This is a genomic window from Pseudoalteromonas rubra (assembly GCF_000967655.1).
GTDB classification, from domain to species: Bacteria; Pseudomonadota; Gammaproteobacteria; order Enterobacterales; family Alteromonadaceae; genus Pseudoalteromonas; species Pseudoalteromonas rubra_A.
In genome coordinates, this window is record NZ_JXYA01000016.1 from 77,710 (window position 1) to 98,618 (window position 20,909).

Below are 20,909 nucleotides of genomic sequence, written 5' to 3' on the forward strand. Positions count from 1 at the left end.
TTTACTGGCGTTAGAAGCATATTCGTCCTAATTAGATTATTCTTATTTTGTCCTCAATTGCGTGCTAGTTTGAACGCAATTGAGGATACAGGGTCTTCAATATGCAGTAATCAATATCAGGAGTGCAACCATGGATAAGTTTTTAGCCGCGGCGATTGACGAAGCGAAAAAAGGGCTCGATGAAGGCGGGATCCCGATTGGATCTGTACTGGTCCACAAAGGAGAAATAATCGGCCGGGGTCATAACCAGAGAGTGCAAAAGGGCAGTACGGTTTTACATGGCGAAATGGATGCACTGGAAAATGCCGGGCGCCTGAGTGCTTCAGTATACAAAGAGTGTACTTTATATACCACGCTGTCTCCTTGTCCTATGTGTTCCGGAACCATTATGTTATACGGCATTCCCAATGTGGTAATCGGCGAAAACAAGAACTTTATGGGCAGCGAGGCATTACTTCGCGAGCACGGCGTCAATCTGGAAGTGCGTCAGGACGCAGAGTGTATCTCCATGATGGATGAGTTTATTAAATCTCGCCCTGATCTGTGGAATGAGGACATTGGCGAGTAGGCTTGTACATACCTCTATTGTTTTGCCCTCAAGGGGTTGCCATTATTGTTGAGCTGAGTGTCGACGGCTATAACTTAGTGCTCAGTAATTAAAATAGGAACTTGGTCCTGGAATTATTCGTTCTACGGTTGTTTTGTGACCTGATTGTTTGTTAGGCTAAAGCTTAGCAGTCTCAGAGCACAATTATAAGAAGAATAGTCATGGGCAATCTATTTTTAAAAGAGCGGGAGAATTGGTGGACCTGGATTGTCTGGGGTGTATTAGGGTGTATTTCAACGGGCGTTATACTGCCGCATATCAGTGAGGCTTGGTTGGCACTCGTATCACCAGTGTGTTTCTTACTCGTGTTAACCAGCTGGATGAATTACAGTCGACGGTTTGATTTCAGCCGGGCGTTTAAGGTACTCAGTTGCGTTGCCGTCATGTCCGTTATCCCAGTATTGTTAGAACAACTGTACCCAGCGATGGACCCCAAGCAGGGGATCATTGATATGGCGTTGGTGGTTGTTATGTGTATTGTGTTGAGCATTATCGGTGCCTGGGTTGCAAGAAGACCTAAACAGTATTACTAGCGCTGCGTTATTATGTGAGCACAGGATCGTTTAAAGTTTGCCCATTCAGGCAAAGAGTTTTGCAAAAAACTGAATTAGGGCTTTACTTTCGTTCCTCGTCACCATAAAATGCGCGCCAACAACGGAGAGATGGCTGAGTGGTTGAAAGCACCGGTCTTGAAAACCGGCATACGTTAATAGCGTATCTAGGGTTCAAATCCCTATCTCTCCGCCACCTCATTCCCAAAACCGCCTATACGGCGGTTTTTTTCGTTCGGAGGCAGTGATGACTAAGCAAGTTGTTATTCATAGTTCGTTATGGGTGATTTTTAGTTTCTTTTATTTGAGTGGTCTGCAGGCTGCTTTAGTATTGGCAATTGACGGGCAGGCGTACCCCAGTATCGGTATCACCTTGCTATACACTTTCATATTCAACTTGCTTGTCGGACACATCATCACTAAGTATGAAAAGCTGTTTCCTATGATTGCCAGTGTGGTCATTGCTACGTTTGGCGTCGTTGGCTTCGGCTGTTATTTTACTGAGCGCCTGGCGGGGTACAGTAACGAGTTAATCATAGGTTTGACGCTCAGTTTGCCATTTGCCACTTTCATCGTCAGAGAGTTCAAACAGAAAAGTTACAGCAAAACGCAATAGGCGCAAGCCACTCACAAGATTCGCAGGCAGGCAGTCAGGCTGCCTGCACATTACCTCAATCCAGCGGTTTCTATAAAGTTACCCGCCTCCCTGTTAGTCATCTGTGTGCTGTGATACACTGCCGCTTCTTTTAAACTGATAAATAAGTGGATCTAATATGTCAGATTTATTCAACACAGATGCTGAAAAGGCAAGTTATGGTATTGGTTTGCAAATGGGTGAGCAGCTTAAGTCTAACCCGTTTGAAGGTTTGAACCTGAACTCGGTATTTGAAGGTATGAAAGATGCCTACGCCGGTGAAGCATTCCGTGTCGAGATCCCTGAGATCCAGGCTGCATTCGAAAAAATCAATGCAGAAATTCAACAGCGTCGTGAAGAAGAAGCTAAAGTATTGGCTGCTGAAGGCACTGCATTCCTGGAAGAAAATGCCAAGCGCGCTGAAATCACAGTAACTGAGTCTGGTCTGCAGTACGAAGTAATCGAAACAGGTGAAGGCGACAAGCCAGCAGCTGATTCAACTGTTCGTGTTCATTACCACGGTACTCTGATCAACGGTAACGTATTCGACAGCTCTTACGAGCGTGGTCAGCCTGCTGAATTCCCAGTAAACGGCGTTATCAAAGGCTGGACTGAAGCACTACAGCTTATGCCTGCTGGCTCTAAATGGCGTCTGTATGTACCGCATGACCTTGCCTACGGTGAGCGTGGTGCCGGTGCATCAATCGCACCTTTCTCAACATTGATCTTCGATGTTGAGCTGTTAGAAGTACTATAATCTAACACCAGAGGCCGTTTAGCGTAAGCGGCCTTACCATTTCTTGTCACCTCAAGCTTGCAAACTATTCATCAAAAAATGCATATAACTGGTTCAGTACTCGCTCTTGTTCTGTGTTGCTAATGGTAAATTCCAACCCATAGTAGGCATGCTCGTCTGTACGATCTTCTCTACGAATAACTCTGGCGGCCAGCTCAAGTGGGGTCTGTTCCATGTACTCAGAGTAATTTTTCTTGGGCCTGAATAAAGTCAGAGTAACTGTGCTGTTAATATCCAGCTCCTGATTCAATTGCTGACTTAAAATCACGCCACAGCCGACACAACTGAGTTCTCTTGTGATGGTAGAATAGATCTGATCACCGGTATCTATGTTCATCTTTATTTTTGCTTCTACTCGGTCAGAGCGCCTTTGTTCATGCTGTTGTTGAATGTACGTGTCTTTGTCTTCATCGAAGAAAAAGCCGTCCATCAGATTGTTCACAAGCTCTGAGGTCTGATATAAATCGCCTCCAATCATGGAGACCATCTGGGCTTTTTCTGCGTTTTGTTGAAGAGACGCAAATAAGTGCTGGAGCTTGAGCTGCATTTCTACCATCTGTTCACTTTGGTGATTTGAACGCTCGGCGATCTGCTCGTTGGCAGATACTATCCGGTCAATGGTTTGAGTCATGGCTTTGAGTGCCTGACCACTTTCGTCAGAACGCACCTTACTAATATTAACTTGGTCAATGATATTGCTCATTAAACTGATGACATCAGAAACCTTCGAAATTAACTGTGTAATAACCAGTCTGATCTCATCGGTTGACGCCGCGGTGCGCTTAGCCAGGCTTCTGACTTCGTCTGCAACCACAGCGAAGCCTCTGCCTTGTTCTCCTGCTCTGGCTGCTTCAATAGCGGCATTCAGTGCTATCAAAGCTGTCTGATCTGCGACTGTAGATATTGCATCTGTTACGGTCTCGATTTGTTCACTTGCCGCTTGCAACTCCTGGACTTCTTTGGAGGCGGCTTCGACAACTTCAACGGTTCTGTTCATTTCCTCCAGATTACTGTTAACGGCTGCGATACCTGAATCGGCTTCTAGTCTGGCCTGATTGAGAACGCCCTTACTTTGGTCAATTGCATTACTGGATTCATGCAGCAAATCCATAAAGCAATCAATAACCAGCATGACTTCGCTGTAACTGTCATTTTCACTTTTAGCGACGGAACTGATCTCAGTGGCAATGGCTGCCACCTGATGTGCTGAATGTCCAACTTGCCGCGACTGTCTTCTTACCGTAGAGATAGTTGCGGAAAGAGACAGGGTCATGTGATTGAAACTTTCAGACAGTTGGTTCAGTTCGTCCCTGTGACCTATCGAGAAGTAGCTTTCTTCAGTTTGAAAATTGCCAACGGAAATATTCTTTGCCCGATTGAGTAAAAGTTGAACACGTTGCTTGAGTTTGTTGCTGAAAAGCAGGCTGATTGAGCTAGCTATAGTCACCGTGATCAGAGAGGCTACAATAATCACGATAAACATATCGCTAAGTGAATTTTCCACCATTGAAATCCCATCAGCAGAAACTTGGCCAACATGCACATTTAACTCACTGAGCAGACTAAAGATTTGTTTGGTCAAGGGTGAAATAACCTCTCGCAGGTGTTTGGTGGCGAAATTCGCATCCGGACTTGCTTGTTTTTCAAAGGCTAAAATCGTTAGTGGCGCTATTTTCTCCCGCTCTTCACTATAGGACGCCCATAGTGTCATTTGCTCATCGCTGAACAGTTCCTCGTAATCATCCAAGATAGCAACAAAGGCGTCACTATTAGCAAACCAGGCTTGATCAAAGCCGTCGATGTTCTTTTGCTCTCTCGTCAACAAGTATGCGCGTAGTTCAGAAATTGCTGTGGCAAAACTTATCTTTGAATCTACCAGCAACTTGAACAACTCTATACGCTCTTCATCCGAGTCCTGTTCGAGTTCCGCATCTATGAGTTCTGACAAAAGTCTGACCATAGACTCGGCTAACGGAATAGCCTGGGTTACAAGTATTTTCACGGCAGGTTCGTTATCGACTGTATTACTGATGTCAGACACCACTTGTTGTTCGGACTTCAGTTGGTCTAAGTGTTGTTCAATGGTATTCAAAGTGTGATTATCAAAGCCTGTTTTCTGAGCTAGCTGCTGCAGCTGGGTAAAGTGTCTGTTGATGTCATCCCAAGCTGCAAGTCTGGCTGAAATAGAGTTGAGCCTTTCTTGCGGGTTGTTCCCTGTAATGATTTGTTCTTTTAAAGATATTTGGGTCTCGAGTATGGCCATTCTTAAGTCTGAGTTTGCTTTCACCAGCGGTAAGGAAACGGATGAGTATTGGGTGAAGCTTTGCCCAATAGAACCTGTATTTAGGTAGACAAAAAAATTACTGAAGATACCAAGAGAAGTAATGATACCAAAAGCGATTAACATTTGTATGGCGATACTTGGAGCGATACGTGATATATCCATCTGTTCTCACTTAATAAACTAGCACGGAAGAACCGCCTAAGCTGGTAAGGCAGTATTTATTTAACAAGTTGTATGTCGACGTAATTTATTTTTTGCATTATCGAAAAATATAGTCAATCCTTGCAGTAGGTCAAAAAACAATCCGGTTTTTGTCATTGAAGGGGGTAAAATGAAGATAGTGCGACTGTTGGCTGTATTTGCACTGTATGCTTTGAGTATGCAGATATTGGCTAACAGCACGAGCGACTTGGGGAGTTTGGGTACGCCGGATATAGACGATATTGAATACCCTGATGATGAGGAGCCAAGTGAAAGAGAACTAGAGCTTGGCAAAATCTTGTTTTTTGACACACGCCTTTCAAGACACCAAAATCAGTCATGTGCCACTTGCCATAATCCGGAGCTTGGATTTAGTGACGGGCTTGCCAATGGCATCGGTAGTGGCGGGGCAATCTTAGGCCGAAATGCACCGCATCTTTATAATCTGGCCTGGTCAGTTTCTTTTTTCTGGGATGGCCGAGCTGGCTCACTGGAAGAACAAGCTTTGGGGCCGCTAGTCTCTGAATTAGAAATGCAGATGACACCCAAGGATGTGGTTAAACGGTTAGAAGAAGTCAAATTCTATAGAGATGAATTTACTCATATATACGGCGAAATTTCATTCGAAAATGTAGGCAAGGCCATCGCGGCTTTTGAAAGAACAATTGTCAGCGATAACTCTGCATTTGACCAGTATCTTGCGGGCAATAAATCAGCCATGTCTCCGTCAGCAATACGCGGCTTAAACGTGTTTGTTGGCAAAGGGAGGTGCACAAAATGCCATGATGGTGCAAACTTTACAGATGACAGTTTTCACAATATTGGCATTGATAATCAGGATGATGGCCGATTCGAGTTTGATAAAAGTGTACAGTTTAAAGGGGCTTTCAAAACACCTGGATTGAGAAACATCATTATGAGTGCACCTTATATGCATGATGGTTCACTTGGCACACTTGAAGAGGTGGTAGAACACTATAACCAGGGTGCTGCCGGTGTTAAAAATGTAAGCCCGCTGATTGTCCCGCTTAATTTATCAATTCAGGAAAAGGCTGATTTGGTTGCCTTTATGGCAGCCCTGACTGACCCCGTTGTTGTCCAACGGCCAAGCATTCCAAAATAGAGGTAATACCATGATTAAACGCACGCTACTCACGTTCGGCCTTTGCATGGTTTTCGATGTACAAGCCGCAACACTAACGGGGGAGTTATCCTTTGTGAAAAAGCCACCCTTTGTAGGTATTCTTTATGCAAAAGGAGGTCAAGGGCCTAAAGCCGCAGAACTAGATCAGGCGAATAAGGTCTTCGATAAAAAAGTGGTTATTGTTGGTCAGAATGGAGAAATTACGTTCAAGAATTCAGACGAATTTCAGCATAATATTTTTGCTAATGACCCGAACTCAGGCGTTAAGTTTGATGTGGGTTTGATGAATCAGGGGCAGACAACGAAAATAGCGGCTAATTGGTCCGAAAATACGCTGACCCGCATTGGGTGCAAAATTCACCCTAAAATGCGCAGCTATATTGCCAATGTAAATTCAGATGCCTATCAGGTTTTGCCTTTTACGAAAAAACAAAAATCTTATTCAATCGAATTAGATGCAGGGTCTGCCACCACATTTGTCCTACAAATCCCTAAGTATGATCCCGTTGAAGTAACGCTGTCACCCGGAGAGGTAAAGTCAGTAGAGGTATTGTATAAAGGAAAGCTAAGAGCAAATCTATCTTTGACTCTAAAATAAGGCGCAGTGTATGAAACGGGTATTGCTATCGATGGCGGGAAGTCTGATCGCTATTTCGAGTCAAGTTACAGCAGATCCATTTGGCGTATATCCATTTAAAATCCCAGAGCAGTATCGGGCAGAGCTGAAAGGGTATCGCACACAATGGAAACGTGTAACAGGGTTTGAACACTCTGGGTTACATTGGCAACAATTTATCGTTGTATTTCTTAATAAGGACGCGCGAGTATACGAAAGCAACTATCTGGAGTACCTGCGACTCTATCAGGATTATGATGAGGATGAAGACGAAGAAGAGCCTGTGCCTAATTTTAAGTCATACTCTGAAGGCACGATTGTGTTGAAGGAAAACTTTTCCGCGCAGTCAGGTTCTCCTCACGAGGCCCTGACCATTACTATGATGATTAAGCGCCAGCCTGGTTATTCACCCACACATGGAGATTGGGAATACGTGCAGTTTGATAATCAAGGGAAAGTGCTACTGGCTGGCAAGGGCTCAGACAGTGCAATCCAAAAAGTCTGTGCCAGCTGTCACGAAAGCATCAAAGAGCGGGATTATATCTTTGCCAATTTCTATTCAAAAAGTAAATAAGGATTCGAATCTTTTATTTTCAGGGGTATAGAAAAGAGTGAGCATAGCAGGCGCTATGCGACACTATTATAAATCTTCAATTTTAAATTTTTTGTTAACGTGATATTTGTTGTGTTTAATATTTATACAACATGGAGCGCGTTATGTTTAAGAAAACCTGTCTTACTTTAGCTGTGGCTATATCCGGCCTGTCAATGCAGTCGGCATGGGCACAAGATGCCTATTGTCCACGAGTTGAAGGCTTTTATTCTACCTGGGATCACCCGGCGGGTGGTCAACTGGATGTTCAGGACCTGGCTACCGATAAACTCACCCATATTATAGTGGCATTTGCCTATCCCAATGCCGATGGCACGCTGAATACACTTGAAGCTGATCGCTATATCGATGACATTGTGGCACATGCTCATGCTAACAACACAGGCGTCATGATCTCAGTGGGCGGTGCCGGCGTCGATTTTCTGTCTATGGATGAGCAGGCACGGACCAATCTGGTAAAAAACCTGGTTGCTTATGCCGAGTTACACAAGTTAGACGGTATTGATGTCGACTGGGAAGACTGGAGCACATACAACCAGCCAAACCCAGTGGAAAGTGGTTATCTGCTGGACCTGGTAAAAGATTTGAGAGCAGCTTTACCTGCGCACCTGGAGGTGAGTGTTGATGTTCAGGCAGGTGGCTGGTCCGGGATTAACTTCCACCCGGACTTAGATGAGCATGCCGATTACATACGTTTCATGGCCTATGACTATACCGGCGGCTGGGGTGGCTCACCGAAAAACCACCATGCTGCCTGGTCTTATATCCACGATGGCTTGGTTAATCCTGCCCAATGGAGCCAGAGCATGATCACTAAGTATGACGTGCGCAAAACCAGCTTAGGTATTCCTTTTTACAATAAGTCCTTCCCGGATGGGGTGAGTGGCCCTGTGATGACTTATACGGCGCGAGACATTGTAGAAACCTTTGTTGACGGGCTCGGCGTAGATTACAACGCGGGCTTTTATGAGCTGGATAACTACCTGCATTTTTGGGAGACACCGGAGCTGGTGCGTACCAAGTCACAGTTTGTTGCCGACAATGGTTATCCGGGCATTTTTATCTGGGAGCTGCATCAGGACGCGCGCGGTGAGAATAAGTTGCTGGATGCCATTGGTGAAGTCTTACCTAAATGTCAGCCTTGTGCCGAGTCCTGGCAAGCTTATCCGAGTGTGTATCACACAGGGGACGTCGTGAGCTTTGCTGGAAAAAACTGGCACGTTAATGGAGGGCCTTTGCATGGGGTTGCGCCTATGACCGAAGGACATGCGCACAGATACAGCGAATTGGGTGCGTGCCAGAATTATGTTGCAGCGCAATAAATAAGTCCAACAGGCATAAAAAAAGCCCCAAAACGGGGCTTTTCAAAACTAAATTAGATTAGTAAGTTGCACTACCTTTGGTGCGCGGGAAGGCGATAACGTCACGGACGTTGCCCATACCGGTTACATATGCAACCAGGCGCTCAAAGCCCAGACCGAAGCCTGAGTGCGGTACGGTGCCGTATTTACGCAGGTCGCGGTACCAGCTGTAGTCTTCTTTATCCAGACCCATTTCTTCCAGTCGCTTATCAAGCACATCCAGACGCTCTTCACGCTGAGAGCCACCGATGATCTCACCGATGCCCGGTGCAACAACGTCCATTGCGGCAACGGTTTTGCCGTCTTCGTTCTGGCGCATGTAGAAAGCTTTGATGTCACGCGGGTAGTTTTTGATAACAACCGGCGCATTAAAGTGCTCTTCTGCCAGGTAACGCTCGTGCTCGGATTGCAGATCTACGCCCCAGTCAACCGGGAATTCAAACTTCTTACCACAGTTTTTCAGGATCTCGACGGCATCGGTGTAATCAACCTGTGCGAAGTCTTTGTCGATAAAGGACTCCAGACGCGTGATTGCCTGTTTTTCGATGCGTTGTGCGAAGAACTCCATGTCGTCACGGCGCTCTTCCAATACCGCTTTAAAGGCATATTTCAGCATGTCTTCAGCAAGGGCCGCAATGTCGTCCAGATCGGCAAACGCTACTTCCGGCTCAACCATCCAGAATTCCGCCAGGTGACGCGAGGTATTCGAGTTTTCTGCGCGGAATGTTGGGCCAAACGTATAGATTTTTGACATGGCGCTGGCATACGTTTCGCCGTTCAGCTGACCAGATACGGTCAGGAAAGCTTCTTTGCCAAAAAAGTCTTCGCTGTAATCAATGTCGCCCTTGTCTGTGCGCGGCAGGTTTTGCATATCCAGTGTAGAAACACGGAACATTTCGCCCGCACCTTCACAGTCACTTGCTGTGATGATAGGGGTGCTGATCCACATGTAGCCTCTTTCGTGGAAGAAACGGTGGATTGCTTGCGACAAACAGTTACGAACGCGAGTAACCGCGCCAATAACGTTGGTGCGTGGACGCAGGTGTGCATGCTCACGCAGATATTCGATGCTGTGACGCTTTGCTGCCATCGGATAAGTATCCGGATTCTCAACCCAGCCCAGTACTTCTACTTTGTTAGCCTGAATTTCAAAAGCCTGGCCCTGACCTTCAGAGGCCACCAGAACACCGGTCACGGCCACAGAGCAGCCAGCGGTAAGACGAGTCACTTCTTCATAATTATTAAGCGAATTAGGGACTACGGCTTGAATAGGATCGAAACAAGAACCGTCATGGACGGCTAGGAATGAAATACCCGCTTTTGAATCGCGTCGTGTACGGATCCAGCCTTTTACAGTAACCTGGCTGTCTACCGCAACGGTGCCTGCTAGTAGCTCCGTTATCGCTGTGTGGCTCATCTTTACTCCAAAATGATTATTTATAATTAGTCTGTTGCGTGTGTTGTTTAACTCACTGCCATGACCACGCTTTTTGCGCAGTCAGCTATGTCGTATCTTACCTGCGATAGACGCATAAAAAAACCATCAAATGCGGGTGCAGGGTAATTTCTTTGGGCTTTTTTGCACTTGGCCGCAGTCAGTGCAAAACTATTGGCTGATATTTGCGCAATATGACATTTTTTTGTGGAAAAGTGTGGCCAGGTTGAGGGGCTGACACTAAAAAAGCGCGGCCATTTGCCTGATGAATTACTTAAATGCAAAATTTATGGCATTATATCTGCCTACTACTAAGAAAAACTGGATATAAGTCGTTCAATAGATGAAACAGGCATTTATATTACGGGGATTACCTGGCTCTGGGAAAACACATTACGCTTACGCACTGGCAGACGAGCTGGTCGCAGGCGATGAAACGCAATTCATCATTTGCTCTACCGATGATTACTTTCATAATGAGCAGGGCGAATATCATTTTGAAAAGTTCAGACTGCCGGAATACCATAATCTGAACCTGGCACGCTTTATCAATGCGCTGGCTGAGGGGATCCCGCTGGTGATAGCTGATAACACCAATATCAAACGCTGGGAGTTTGTTGCTTACACCAGTGCAGCACAGGCGATGGGGTATCAGGTCAAAGAAGTGATAGTCGGCGAAGTGAAAGATAAGTCAATGCAGCACTTATATGCTAAACGTAACACGCATGGTGTGGCACTGAGAACTATTAGTAAAATGGCCTATATGTTTGAGTGGTAGTTGCAATAAGCTATTATCTGAAAAGAAAAAGCCGACAATGTTGTCGGCTTTCTTGTAACTTGAACCCTTACATGGCTTCGTATTCGTCCTGCCAGAAGAATTTTTCCTCACCAAATGCCGGCTTAAGGCCATCCAGCCAGGTCGCTTCTTCATCGTATTTTGCAAAGAAAGGCCTTTGCACCCAGTCCGGGTTACGGGCCTGAATAAAGCGTAATACAAACACTTTTTCGCCGTTGATTTCTGTCACACCCGAGACTTCAACCTTACCCGGCCCGGCACTCATGGAAGGTCCACGCACCGTACGGCTCACACCCGATACCTCTTTATAGGCATCGCGGAAGATTTCCCAGGTCTTGTAAAGCGGCAATTCAAAGTAACGTTTAGCACCGGTATCACGCTCTATGAACATGTAGTAGGGGATCATGCCCATTTGTGTTTGCTCTTTCCACATCTCAGACCACATTTTAGGGTCTGTGTTGAGGTGGTTAAGCAAAGGCGCCTGAGTACGGATCTGTACACCAGTCTTGCGCAGCAATTTAATCGCTTCTTTGGCAATGTCAGTGCGTAGCTCTTGCTTGTGATTAACGTGCGCCATAATAGACACGTGCTTACCAGCGTCAACCAGCTCTTTAAGCAGGGCTAACAAGTCTTGTGCGTCCGGATCGGTCACATAACGGAATGGCCAGAAAGTCAGAGACTTAGTACCGATACGGATCGTACGAATATGATCAAAGCGCGGCTCTTTCAGCGCTTCCAGGTATTTACGTAGCTTAACAGTACGCATAACCATAGGGTCACCGCCTGTCATAAGCAGATCGGTCACTTCTGTGTGCTCTTCCAGATAGCTGTGTAGCAGATCTTCGTCGTTGTTGTTAAAGCGGGTTGCTTTGCCAACGAACTGTGCCCAGCGGAAACAGAAAGTACAGTAAGAGTGGCAGTACTGGCCCTGTGCCGGGAAAAACAGCACGGTTTCTTTGTATTTGTGCTGAATGCCTTCAACGCGCTCACCGTCAAAGGTGGGGACGTTTTTGTCCATCTGACCGGCTGGATGCGGATTAAGCTTTTGTCTTAACTTGGTTGATAGCTCAAAAAGTTCTTCTGGCGTGTGTTCACGCTTAAGCAGCGCGGCCATTTCTTCGTAAGACTCGTCGTCCAGCATGCCACGCTGAGGGAAAGTAAGCTGAAAAACGGGGTCGTTAGGTACCTTGTCCCAGTCAATCAGTTCATCAATAACATAGTTGTTCACGCGGAAAGGGAAAACGTTTGCAACCACCTTCATCTGGAAGCGCAGGTGCTCAGGCAGTTTTTCAAGTTGCTCAATTTTGTCAATCTGACGGTGTTGATAAACAGTAAAGCGCGGTGGCTGATAAGCTTCAGCTGGCTGCAATTTGACGGTTTGTTGCATAGTTACTCGATTCTCAACTCTATTTCGAAATTTACAATCAAAGTCGCCTAGTCTAACAAAGCCGTGAAATGATTTCAGGTACAAACGATGAAATATCTTAAATAATTGCAAAATTGGCAAAAAAAGTGCCAATTTTGCTTTTATTATCGCACTTTTTAGCTGTGCTGAGGAAAGCTAGTACGCGTTCTGTGCGATGGCGTCATAAATTCCATCAGCCAGCTGCGCGATATCGTCATCCGGTGTGATATACGGAGGCATCAGATAAATCAGCCTGCCAAACGGGCGGATCCACAAGCCTTTTTCAATAAAAAAGCGCTGTATCTTTGCCACGTCTATGGTGCGGTTTACTTCAACCACCCCGATTGCACCCAGCACTCTGACATCCTGCACTGCGTCCAGTGATCTACAGCGCTCGAGCAACGTTAAACTGTTTGCCAGGCGTTGGACTTGTTGTTGCCAGGCATTAGTTTGCAACAGGGTCAGGCTTGCATTTGCAGCAGCGCAGGCCAGCGGATTACCCATAAAAGTAGGGCCGTGCATCAGTACTTTGGCTTCGCCCTGACTGATCCCAATGGCTATCTCATCTGTGGTGAGCGTTGCCGACAGTGTCATGGTGCCGCCGGTCAGGGCTTTACCCAGACATAGGATATCCGGGCTAATGTCGGCGTGCTCGCAGGCAAATAATTTTCCGGTACGGCCAAAGCCGGTCGCTATCTCATCGAGGATCAGCAAAACATCATATTGGTCGCACAGTGCGCGGAGCTTTTTCAGGTAATCCGGGTGATAGAAGTTCATCCCGCCGGCGTTTTGCACTATGGGCTCAATGATGAACGCGGCAACTTCCTGATGATGGGCTGCAAATGACGCTTCAAGTTGCGCAAGCTCTTCTTCACATGCCTGTTCATGAAAACGCCCGGAGGGTGCTGGCACAAAAATATGCTCCGGCAGAAAGCCCTGATACATGCTGTGCATAGAATTCACCGGATCGCACACGCTCATGGCGGCAAAGGTGTCGCCATGATAGCCTTTTTGCGCTGTCATCAGTTTAGTTTTGCGTGTATGGCCCTGGCTCAGCCAGTACTGCAGCGCCATTTTAATCGCCACTTCAACGCTAACCGAACCGCTGTCTGCCAAAAACACTTTATTGAGGGGAGCCGGGGTCATGGCAACCAGCTTTTTACACAACTCAACCGCCGGGGCATGGGTCAGTCCGCCAAACATCACATGGCTCATCTTGCCTGCTTGCTCAGTAATTGCAGTGACAATGTCGGGGTGGTTATAGCCATGAATGGCGCTCCACCAGGATGCCATACCATCAATTAATTCTTCGCCTGTTTCCAGGTGGATACGGTTGCCCTGGGTATGGCTGGCCGGGTAAACGGGCAGGGGATCCAGCATGGAGGTATAGGGGTGCCAGATATGCGCTTTATCAAAGGCTAAATCAACTGTGTTATTATTACTCACTTGTAAACCTTGCTTAAGTGGTCCGTGTTGACAATGGTAAAGCAAGAAGTAGACTAAGCCAATCACCGTCATAACAACTGACTAAAAAATGTCAGTCAAAAGAAGAGAATAATTATGGAATTGGGCACAGTACGTCACGATTGGACGCATAAAGAAGTTAAAGCACTATTTGAAATGCCATTCAATGATCTGTTGTTTCATGCTGCGAGCATTCACAGAAAAAACTTTAATCCCAATGAAGTACAGATCTCTACACTCTTATCTATAAAAACTGGTGCGTGCCCGGAAGACTGTAAATACTGCCCTCAGTCGGGTCATTATAAAACCGACCTGGAGCGTGAACGTCTGATGGAAGTAGAAAAAGTGGTAGCTCAGGCCAAAGTGGCCAAAGAAAAGGGCGCAACGCGTTTTTGTATGGGGGCTGCCTGGTCTGATCCGAAAGATCGTGACATGCCTTATATCGAGAAAATGGTGCGCGAAGTCAGAGAGCTGGGCCTGGAGACCTGTATGACGCTGGGCAAGCTCGATAATGACAAAGCCCATGCACTCAGAGAAGCGGGCTTAGATTATTACAACCACAACCTGGATACATCGCCTGAGTACTATGAGCAGATCATCACCACGCGGACTTATCAGGATCGTCTGGATACACTTGATCATGTGCGTGATGCGGGTATGAAAGTCTGTTCCGGTGGTATTGTTGGTATGGGTGAGCAAGCTTCTGACCGTTATGGTCTGCTGATGCAGCTGGCTAACTTGCCAAAACAACCTGAGAGTGTGCCAATTAACATGCTGGTTAAAGTAGCGGGCACACCACTTGAAGACGTAGAAGATCTGGACCATTTTGAGTTTATTCGCACCATTGCCGTTGCACGTATTATGATGCCGTATAGCTATGTACGTTTATCAGCGGGCCGTACTGCCATGAACGAGCAAATGCAGTCGATGTGTTTCTTTGCTGGCGCAAACTCGATTTTCTACGGTGACAAGCTGTTAACCACAGAAAACCCGGAAGCCGATGCAGACATGAATTTGCTAAGAAAACTCGGTATGCAACCGGAGAAGCGTCAGGATTACTCAGACGAAGCCTATGAAGCGTCTCTGAATTCTGCCATTGCAGACAAAGCCACTTCTGAACTGTTTTACGAAGCCAACTAAATGGCCTTTGAGTTCATCGATGCGGCTTTGAATAGCAGAGCCGCTGCCTCTTTGCTGCGCCATCGTCAGTGCATTGATAAGGTCTCTGCCCGTGAAATTGAAGTGGATGGTAAACGTTACCTCAACTTTGCCAGTAACGATTATCTGGCCCTGGCGGACCAGCCACTGAACCTGACAGGCCAACCCGGTAGTCGCAGTTCGGCACTGGTGACCGGGTTTCAGTCTGTGCATGCGGCGTTTGAATCGCAGCTGTGTGAAGCCTTTGGTTATGACAAAGCATTGCTATTTGCTAGTGGTTTTGCTGCCAATACCAGTGTGCTTCAGGCGCTATTTAACGACCCGGCGGTTGGGCGCGAGTCAGAGCTATTTCAGGATAAACTCAACCACGCCAGCTTGCTCGATGGTGCGCTGCATAGTCAGGCCAAGCTGACCCGATTCAACCACAACGATGTGGGCCATTTGCGTGCCCGGCTAGAAAAATCTAAAGCAAAACATAAACTGATTGTGACGGAAGGCGTGTTCTCTATGGACGGCGACTGTGCGCCTTTAGCTGATATTGCTCAGCTTGCAAAAACCCATAACGCCTGGCTGATGGTCGATGACGCTCACGCACTGGGCGTGGTAGGCGACAACGGGCTGGGCAGTATTGAACGTGGCGTAAAACCAGAACTTTTGGTGATCACCTTTGGCAAAGCCATGGCCTGTCAGGGGGCTGCAGTGTTATGCAGTGAACGGGTTCAGCAGTATCTGCTCCAGTTTAGCCGCGAATACATTTACTCCACCGCCATGTCGCCCATGCTGACCGACATTGCCGTCAGCCAGTTTGCTCAGTTACGTGGTGCAGTGTCACAAAGAGCGGCATTAAAAGATAACATTGCCTATTTTACGCAATCCGCTGCGCAATTAGGCATTGCAGTGATGCCTTCAGACACAGCCATTCAGCCTATTGTGCTGGGCTCAGCAGACAATGCACTGGCGGCGCAACAGCAGCTTAAAGAGCGTGGCATTTGGCTCACTGCCATTCGCCCACCCACCGTGCCACAAAACGCAGCCCGGCTGCGTGTGACACTGACTGCGGCGCATACAACACAAGATATAGATGCGTTACTTAATGCACTTAAGGAGGCGATATGAGTGCGTCTGTTAAAGCGCAGGTTGCTTCACGTTTTTCTCGCGCGTCTCAGGTTTATGTACAGCATGCCAATGTCCAGCAACAAGCGGCGGAGATCCTGCTCAGGAAAATCACTCAACCCAGTACAACCTTGTTAGATCTGGGCGCCGGCCCGATGCAGCACTATGACGCGCTAAGTGCACGCTGCGCTCAGCTGGTGGCATTGGACCTCAGTGCTGGCATGTTAGAGCAGGGGCCTCAGGATGCTTTTAAAGTCTGCGCGGATATGGACAATTTACCGCTGGCAGATAACTGTGTAGATGCCATTTTTAGCAACTTTGCTATGCAATGGAGTCAGGATCATCCGGCTTTGTTTAAAGCGCTTAATCGAATATTAAAACCCGGCGGTAAAGCCTATCTGAGTGTTGTTGCCGACGGCTCGCTGTGCGAAATACAGCAGGCCTGGCAGAATGTTGATGCGCACTGTCATGTTAACCGGTTTACACCCTTCGACAGTTTGCTTGCCTATGGCGAAGAAGCTGGGTTTGCGCTCGATGATGCCCAACTGATGTGTCTTAAAGAAACCTTTGCAACTGCGCAGGCTGCTTTTAAATCTGTGAAAGCCATTGGTGCTAACCAGTTGCAACATGAAGGTCAGCGCCGTGGCTTGCTGGGCAAGACACAATATCGTAAATTACTGGCAGGATACCCACTTATCAATGGCCGTGCCCAGTTAAGTTATCAGGTTGCTTTTATGGAGCTAACTAAATTATGAGTGCATTTTTTATCACCGGCACAGACACCGAAGTTGGCAAAACCCATGTGTCTTCTTTGCTGCTAAAACTATTGGCCCAGCGGGGAAAAAAAGCAGTGGGCTTTAAGCCTCTGGCGGCAGGTGCCGAAGAAGCCTTTGGTCAGCTGGTTAATGAAGATGCACTAAGCCTGATGGAAGCGGCCTCTGTGCATGGTAAATACGAGCAGATCAATCCGTTTTGCTTTGAACCGCCCATTGCACCGCATATTGCTGCCCAGCGCGCTGGTGTGACTATTAGCTGTGAAGCCTTAAGTGAAAAGTATCGGGAACTGAGCACGTTAGGCGCAGAGTACACACTGGTGGAAGGCGCCGGTGGCTGGGCATTGCCGATCAACGATACTCAGTTTTTGTATGACTGGATAAAACAAGAGGAATTACCCGTGATCCTGGTGGTGGGCATGAAACTGGGCTGTCTGAATCATGCATTTTTGACCGAGCAGGCAATAGCCGCCGCCGGACTAAACTGTGTTGGTTGGGTGGCCAATCAGGTAGACCCCGAGATGCAGGAATACGACGCTAATCTGGAGACCTTAAAACAGCGGTTAAAAGCACCATTGCTTGCTGTCGCACCATACAGCGAAGGCACACCCAAACTACAGATCCACAGTGCATTGCTTGATTTACTGGGTCTTCAGCACAGTGCCAAAGCTTAATTGGTTTACGCAGACTGCACTCAATTTGGCCCGGGTTAGGTGTTGTTTGCGGGCTTAACACGAGCCACACTTCCTATCATAACTTTGGAAACCAGCACTATGATTAGTTGCAGTGATTACGATTACTTTGAAATTGTCTGCATGTTTCACTACCCGATTACATTGAGCCTGCGAAATGGCGAGGAGCTCACGGGCGTTGCCGTGGACTTATGTCGCGATGAGCAAAAGAATGAATGTATTCAATTAAATGTTGATGGTACAACCAAACAAATACTGCTTACCCAAATTACTAAGCTGACAGTGACCGTCGCCAACCCTCATTTTTATGAAAAACAATTTAATTAGCTCATCGACTTTCTCCTTAAACTAATGAAAAATGTGTCTGAGCGTACCTATTATTGTTTTAAGGAGCAGGCATGACACTCAGGTTTAACGTATTTGGCAAGCGCATGTCCGTGAGCCGTATTGGAGCACAATGGCAGTTGTTTATTGACTCAGATACAGGGATCCGAGCACGCGTGTACGATGTGGTGATCCCGCCTGAGCTTGATGACGGGGAGCTGGCGAAGTATCTGGATGATATTTATCATGAACTGTCTTGTGAACGTTACCCCAGAGTGACACAGGTTGATTAGGAGATCGCTCAGGCAAAAGCCTGCCACTCCTAGCCCGCCATGCTGAGACCACCCAACTAAGGTCGCAGTGCGGTTATTGTTGATTTTGCAGATTTTTGACTATCTTTAGTATCAATAAGGATAGCCAGTCATGGTATATCAGATTGGCGTCATTAAGTGATCACCGGAGAAATCATGAATCTGCTAAAGCGCTTTTCTATCATACAACTATCCATTATCAGCTCTACCGCTTTACTTATTTTCATTCTTATTCTGCTTAGCAAAGTGGTTTTTCAGTACTGGCAGGATATCGAGGCCACCAAAAAGGATATTGCCTATATTGGTTTGCTGGATGCGATGGAAAAAGTAGCGCACCATCATGCCGTTGAGCGCGGGTTAACGGCGGGCTTTTTGGGTAACCCGAATGGACAAACCCGCCAGGCCGTTGCCGCGCAGCGGATAAAAGCTGATGCCTCGGTTGCTGCACTGGAAGATTTATATCGCGGTGAATTTAAAGAAGATAAAAAGGTGCAAAAGTGGCTACCAAACTTGTTCACCTTACTGCGAGAAAAAGGTGCACTGCGCCGTGAGGTGGATCAGCAACAGGGCAAGAATGCCTTCAATTATTACAGCCATGTCAATCAGCTCACACTGAGTACGGCAATGCGGATGCAGGCCTATGTGACTAACCGGGAGTTGGCATCTAATTTGTCTATCGCTTTTCTCATGGCGCAGAGCAAAGAGCGCAAAGGGCAGTTGCGGGGTAAAGTCAATGGCGTACTGGCCAGGCAATCTGTCGATGAAGCCACTAAGCGCGACCTTGCCTATTATCAGCTGCAACTGACATTACTCAAAGAGCAGCTAGAAACCGCCCTTAGTGATGACACACTGAACACCTATAAGCAGATCATGTCAGACAGTCGCGCACAAACTTTGGACAGGGTTATAACGACGGTCTCTACTGCCGATAGTATTGATTTTTCGCAACTGCCAGACAGCGGCCAGTGGTTTGCACAGGCAACCGGGCAAATTCAGGATGTAAAAGCTTTGCTCGATAAGCAATGGGAGCACACGCGTATTATCAGTGAAGCCTATCAGGCCAACCTTATCGAGCAAATGATCTGGCTGTTCGTATTGTTTTTGATCTTTATGCTATTTATCACTGTCATTAATACCCATTTGTTTACGTCATTGCGGGACGAGCTGAACGAGCTGACCGGCATTTTGACCAAAGTGGCCAATAATGGCGACCTGACTCTGGATGTGAGATTAAAAACCAGTGACGAGCTGGGTAAGATCTCTGAGTCTATCCATAACACAGTGTATGCTTTTAAGGACCTGCTGGTGGGGTTATCTAAGTCTATTAATGTGGGTACTAAGCTGGGTAATCAGATGGAAAAAGCAGCCAGTCATGTTACCGAAGATGCGCAGCGCACTCAGAGCCTGGCAACCAATATTGCGGCGGCAATAGAGCAAATGGCCGCAACCAGTGAAGATATCGCCAAAGCTGCCTCAGATACGCTAACGGCCAGCGATCAGCTTAATGACGAATCGAAAAAGTTGCTGGAGGACAATCAACGTAACCTGGATGCCATGAATGTGCTGTCGCAAAACATGGAGCAGGTAAATGAAATGGCGTTGAATATGGAGAAGCAGGTGGAAGAAATTAACACCATACTGGACTCCATCCGCAGTGTGGCCGATCAGACCAACTTACTGGCGCTGAATGCCGCTATTGAAGCGGCCAGGGCCGGTGAGCATGGCCGGGGGTTTGCGGTAGTCGCCGACGAAGTGAGAGGGCTTGCCAATAACAGCAAAGGCTCGTCGGAGCAGATCTCCACCTTACTGCTCAGTCTCAATGACATCAGCCGTAACGTTGTCAGTGCCATCAAGGAAAACACCGGCCTGGCCAGCAGCATTATGAGTGAGGTTGAACAAACCCGTCAGGTCTCAATGCAGGTGAGCGATCACAGTAATCATGTAGAGCAGTTAACTACCTCGGTGGCCACCGCGGCACAGGAGCAATCTGTGGTTGCACAGGATATTTCCAGTAATACCACCGCGGTATTAGATGCGGCGAACGAAGAGCTTAAAACCTCTCAGGCGCTGCAAAAACTCTTTGATGACATGAAATTAAACAGTGATACACTGCAACGCACTATGGACAATTTTAAAATCGACTAACGCGCAGTATCAACACTCAAACTGCGCAGGACGTAGAGTGAGTGCAGGTATGTTAAACAAACTATGGCGCTGGGAAGCGGGAAGACAGGACTCGGGCTACGATAAAATGCTGTTATGCGGCGCAATCTGGCCCATTAAATTCGACTGCTATCTGATCCACTTCCCGGTTGGCAGTGAAATTAAACAGCATGTGGATCAGGTCAACGCTGGCAAACATTACCGGCTCAATATTATCCTCAAACACGCCAAACAAGGTGGAGAGTTTATCTGCCAAAATACCATTGTTAACTGGTCGAGGGTTAAACTGTTCAGACCCGACATAGAAGCCCATGCAGTGAGCAAAATCACACAGGGGAGCCGCTATGTGCTGAGTGTCGGTTGGGTGAGAGAATAAATAGTCATCGTACTTGTAGGTCAGCTTGCCGCCTGGTACTCACATAGATCTAAATCGCTTTAAGCAAAGAGCAATAATTAACTTGCTCAGAT

Annotated in this window: 21 protein-coding genes and 1 tRNA gene; 18 read left to right on the forward strand and 4 right to left on the reverse strand. The window is 47.0% G+C overall.

Annotated features, from left to right (window positions below):
* The first annotated feature begins 130 nt into the window (after positions 1-130).
* The 5 genes from TW77_RS07630 (at position 131) to TW77_RS07650 (ending at position 2,549) form a co-directional block, all read left to right on the forward strand.
* Complete coding sequence (locus tag TW77_RS07630; RefSeq protein ID WP_046004376.1) at positions 131-568, forward strand: nucleoside deaminase; 438 nt, start codon at positions 131-133, stop codon at positions 566-568.
* A 200-nt stretch (positions 569-768) separates the two neighbouring features.
* Positions 769-1,140 (forward strand): hypothetical protein, encoded by a 372-nt coding sequence (locus TW77_RS07635; RefSeq protein ID WP_046004377.1) that lies wholly within the window; start codon positions 769-771, stop codon positions 1,138-1,140.
* 123 nt (positions 1,141-1,263) lie between these two features.
* Positions 1,264-1,354, forward strand: a tRNA-Ser gene (locus TW77_RS07640).
* A gap of 51 nt (positions 1,355-1,405) precedes the next feature.
* Positions 1,406-1,774 (forward strand): hypothetical protein, encoded by a 369-nt coding sequence (locus tag TW77_RS07645; RefSeq protein ID WP_046004378.1) that lies wholly within the window; start codon positions 1,406-1,408, stop codon positions 1,772-1,774.
* A 157-nt stretch (positions 1,775-1,931) separates the two neighbouring features.
* A complete protein-coding gene (locus TW77_RS07650) occupies positions 1,932-2,549 on the forward strand; it encodes an FKBP-type peptidyl-prolyl cis-trans isomerase (protein WP_046004379.1) in 618 nt (205 codons plus the stop codon).
* A gap of 64 nt (positions 2,550-2,613) precedes the next feature.
* Here the strand turns inward: TW77_RS07650 and TW77_RS07655 are convergent, their stop codons facing one another.
* Positions 2,614-5,034: a methyl-accepting chemotaxis protein gene (locus tag TW77_RS07655; RefSeq protein ID WP_046004380.1), complete on the reverse strand. Its 2,421-nt coding sequence runs from the start codon at positions 5,032-5,034 to the stop codon at positions 2,614-2,616.
* A gap of 169 nt (positions 5,035-5,203) precedes the next feature.
* Between TW77_RS07655 and TW77_RS07660 the strand changes: the two genes are divergently transcribed.
* The 4 genes from TW77_RS07660 (at position 5,204) to TW77_RS07675 (ending at position 8,768) form a co-directional block, all read left to right on the forward strand.
* Positions 5,204-6,196 (forward strand): cytochrome-c peroxidase, encoded by a 993-nt coding sequence (locus TW77_RS07660; protein ID WP_046004381.1) that lies wholly within the window; start codon positions 5,204-5,206, stop codon positions 6,194-6,196.
* Between the two features lie 10 nt (positions 6,197-6,206).
* Positions 6,207-6,815, forward strand: a complete 609-nt coding sequence (locus tag TW77_RS07665) for a hypothetical protein (RefSeq protein ID WP_046004382.1) — start codon at positions 6,207-6,209, stop codon at positions 6,813-6,815.
* A 10-nt stretch (positions 6,816-6,825) separates the two neighbouring features.
* Positions 6,826-7,407, forward strand: coding sequence for a cytochrome P460 family protein (locus TW77_RS07670; protein ID WP_046004383.1), 582 nt, complete (start codon positions 6,826-6,828; stop codon positions 7,405-7,407).
* A gap of 143 nt (positions 7,408-7,550) precedes the next feature.
* A complete protein-coding gene (locus TW77_RS07675; protein ID WP_046004384.1) occupies positions 7,551-8,768 on the forward strand; it encodes a glycoside hydrolase family 18 protein in 1,218 nt (405 codons plus the stop codon).
* 58 nt (positions 8,769-8,826) lie between these two features.
* On the opposite strand, the gene asnS is transcribed toward TW77_RS07675, so the two are convergent.
* On the reverse strand, positions 8,827-10,224 hold the full coding sequence (asnS, locus tag TW77_RS07680; protein ID WP_046004385.1) for an asparagine--tRNA ligase: 1,398 nt from the start codon (positions 10,222-10,224) through the stop codon (positions 8,827-8,829).
* Positions 10,225-10,585: 361 nt separating this feature from the next.
* Here asnS and TW77_RS07685 point away from each other — a divergent pair, with 361 nt between their 5' ends.
* Positions 10,586-11,020, forward strand: a complete 435-nt coding sequence (locus TW77_RS07685; RefSeq protein ID WP_046004386.1) for an AAA family ATPase — start codon at positions 10,586-10,588, stop codon at positions 11,018-11,020.
* A gap of 67 nt (positions 11,021-11,087) precedes the next feature.
* On the opposite strand, the gene TW77_RS07690 is transcribed toward TW77_RS07685, so the two are convergent.
* Positions 11,088-12,425, reverse strand: a complete 1,338-nt coding sequence (locus tag TW77_RS07690; protein ID WP_046004387.1) for a KamA family radical SAM protein — start codon at positions 12,423-12,425, stop codon at positions 11,088-11,090.
* Positions 12,426-12,599: 174 nt separating this feature from the next.
* The gene (gene bioA / locus TW77_RS07695; protein ID WP_046004388.1) at positions 12,600-13,889 is read right to left on the reverse strand and encodes an adenosylmethionine--8-amino-7-oxononanoate transaminase; all 1,290 of its coding nucleotides are present in this window, start codon (positions 13,887-13,889) and stop codon (positions 12,600-12,602) included.
* A 114-nt stretch (positions 13,890-14,003) separates the two neighbouring features.
* Here bioA and bioB point away from each other — a divergent pair, with 114 nt between their 5' ends.
* The 8 genes from bioB (at position 14,004) to TW77_RS07735 (ending at position 20,817) form a co-directional block, all read left to right on the forward strand.
* Complete coding sequence (gene bioB / locus TW77_RS07700; protein ID WP_046004389.1) at positions 14,004-15,047, forward strand: biotin synthase BioB; 1,044 nt, start codon at positions 14,004-14,006, stop codon at positions 15,045-15,047.
* Entirely contained in the window at positions 15,048-16,181 is a 1,134-nt protein-coding gene (locus tag TW77_RS07705; RefSeq protein WP_046004390.1) for an aminotransferase class I/II-fold pyridoxal phosphate-dependent enzyme, read from the forward strand.
* A complete protein-coding gene (locus tag TW77_RS07710; RefSeq protein WP_046004391.1) occupies positions 16,178-16,933 on the forward strand; it encodes a methyltransferase domain-containing protein in 756 nt (251 codons plus the stop codon). The genes TW77_RS07705 and TW77_RS07710 overlap by 4 nt, the downstream gene beginning before the upstream one ends.
* Positions 16,930-17,625, forward strand: a complete 696-nt coding sequence (gene bioD / locus TW77_RS07715) for a dethiobiotin synthase (RefSeq protein WP_046004392.1) — start codon at positions 16,930-16,932, stop codon at positions 17,623-17,625. Before TW77_RS07710 ends, bioD begins: the two co-directional genes overlap by 4 nt.
* A 99-nt stretch (positions 17,626-17,724) precedes the next feature.
* Complete coding sequence (locus tag TW77_RS07720; protein ID WP_046004393.1) at positions 17,725-17,970, forward strand: Rho-binding antiterminator; 246 nt, start codon at positions 17,725-17,727, stop codon at positions 17,968-17,970.
* 71 nt (positions 17,971-18,041) lie between these two features.
* Positions 18,042-18,260, forward strand: coding sequence for a DUF7661 family protein (locus tag TW77_RS07725; protein ID WP_046004394.1), 219 nt, complete (start codon positions 18,042-18,044; stop codon positions 18,258-18,260).
* Between the two features lie 174 nt (positions 18,261-18,434).
* Complete coding sequence (locus tag TW77_RS07730) at positions 18,435-20,423, forward strand: methyl-accepting chemotaxis protein (RefSeq protein WP_046004395.1); 1,989 nt, start codon at positions 18,435-18,437, stop codon at positions 20,421-20,423.
* A 49-nt stretch (positions 20,424-20,472) separates the two neighbouring features.
* On the forward strand, positions 20,473-20,817 hold the full coding sequence (locus TW77_RS07735) for a hypothetical protein (RefSeq protein WP_046004568.1): 345 nt from the start codon (positions 20,473-20,475) through the stop codon (positions 20,815-20,817).
* Positions 20,818-20,909: the final 92 nt, after the last annotated feature.

Coding starts and splice junctions, on each gene's coding strand:
- TW77_RS07630 (WP_046004376.1), top strand. CDS start 131: ATGGATAAGTTTTTAGCCGCGGCGATTGACGAAGCGAAAAAAGGGCTC.
- TW77_RS07635 (WP_046004377.1), top strand. CDS start 769: ATGGGCAATCTATTTTTAAAAGAGCGGGAGAATTGGTGGACCTGGATT.
- TW77_RS07645 (WP_046004378.1), top strand. CDS start 1,406: ATGACTAAGCAAGTTGTTATTCATAGTTCGTTATGGGTGATTTTTAGT.
- TW77_RS07650 (WP_046004379.1), top strand. CDS start 1,932: ATGTCAGATTTATTCAACACAGATGCTGAAAAGGCAAGTTATGGTATT.
- TW77_RS07655 (WP_046004380.1), bottom strand. CDS start 5,034: ATGGATATATCACGTATCGCTCCAAGTATCGCCATACAAATGTTAATC.
- TW77_RS07660 (WP_046004381.1), top strand. CDS start 5,204: ATGAAGATAGTGCGACTGTTGGCTGTATTTGCACTGTATGCTTTGAGT.
- TW77_RS07665 (WP_046004382.1), top strand. CDS start 6,207: ATGATTAAACGCACGCTACTCACGTTCGGCCTTTGCATGGTTTTCGAT.
- TW77_RS07670 (WP_046004383.1), top strand. CDS start 6,826: ATGAAACGGGTATTGCTATCGATGGCGGGAAGTCTGATCGCTATTTCG.
- TW77_RS07675 (WP_046004384.1), top strand. CDS start 7,551: ATGTTTAAGAAAACCTGTCTTACTTTAGCTGTGGCTATATCCGGCCTG.
- asnS (WP_046004385.1), bottom strand. CDS start 10,224: ATGAGCCACACAGCGATAACGGAGCTACTAGCAGGCACCGTTGCGGTA.
- TW77_RS07685 (WP_046004386.1), top strand. CDS start 10,586: ATGAAACAGGCATTTATATTACGGGGATTACCTGGCTCTGGGAAAACA.
- TW77_RS07690 (WP_046004387.1), bottom strand. CDS start 12,425: ATGCAACAAACCGTCAAATTGCAGCCAGCTGAAGCTTATCAGCCACCG.
- bioB (WP_046004389.1), top strand. CDS start 14,004: ATGGAATTGGGCACAGTACGTCACGATTGGACGCATAAAGAAGTTAAA.
- TW77_RS07705 (WP_046004390.1), top strand. CDS start 15,048: ATGGCCTTTGAGTTCATCGATGCGGCTTTGAATAGCAGAGCCGCTGCC.
- TW77_RS07710 (WP_046004391.1), top strand. CDS start 16,178: ATGAGTGCGTCTGTTAAAGCGCAGGTTGCTTCACGTTTTTCTCGCGCG.
- bioD (WP_046004392.1), top strand. CDS start 16,930: ATGAGTGCATTTTTTATCACCGGCACAGACACCGAAGTTGGCAAAACC.
- TW77_RS07720 (WP_046004393.1), top strand. CDS start 17,725: ATGATTAGTTGCAGTGATTACGATTACTTTGAAATTGTCTGCATGTTT.
- TW77_RS07725 (WP_046004394.1), top strand. CDS start 18,042: ATGACACTCAGGTTTAACGTATTTGGCAAGCGCATGTCCGTGAGCCGT.
- TW77_RS07730 (WP_046004395.1), top strand. CDS start 18,435: ATGAATCTGCTAAAGCGCTTTTCTATCATACAACTATCCATTATCAGC.
- TW77_RS07735 (WP_046004568.1), top strand. CDS start 20,473: ATGTTAAACAAACTATGGCGCTGGGAAGCGGGAAGACAGGACTCGGGC.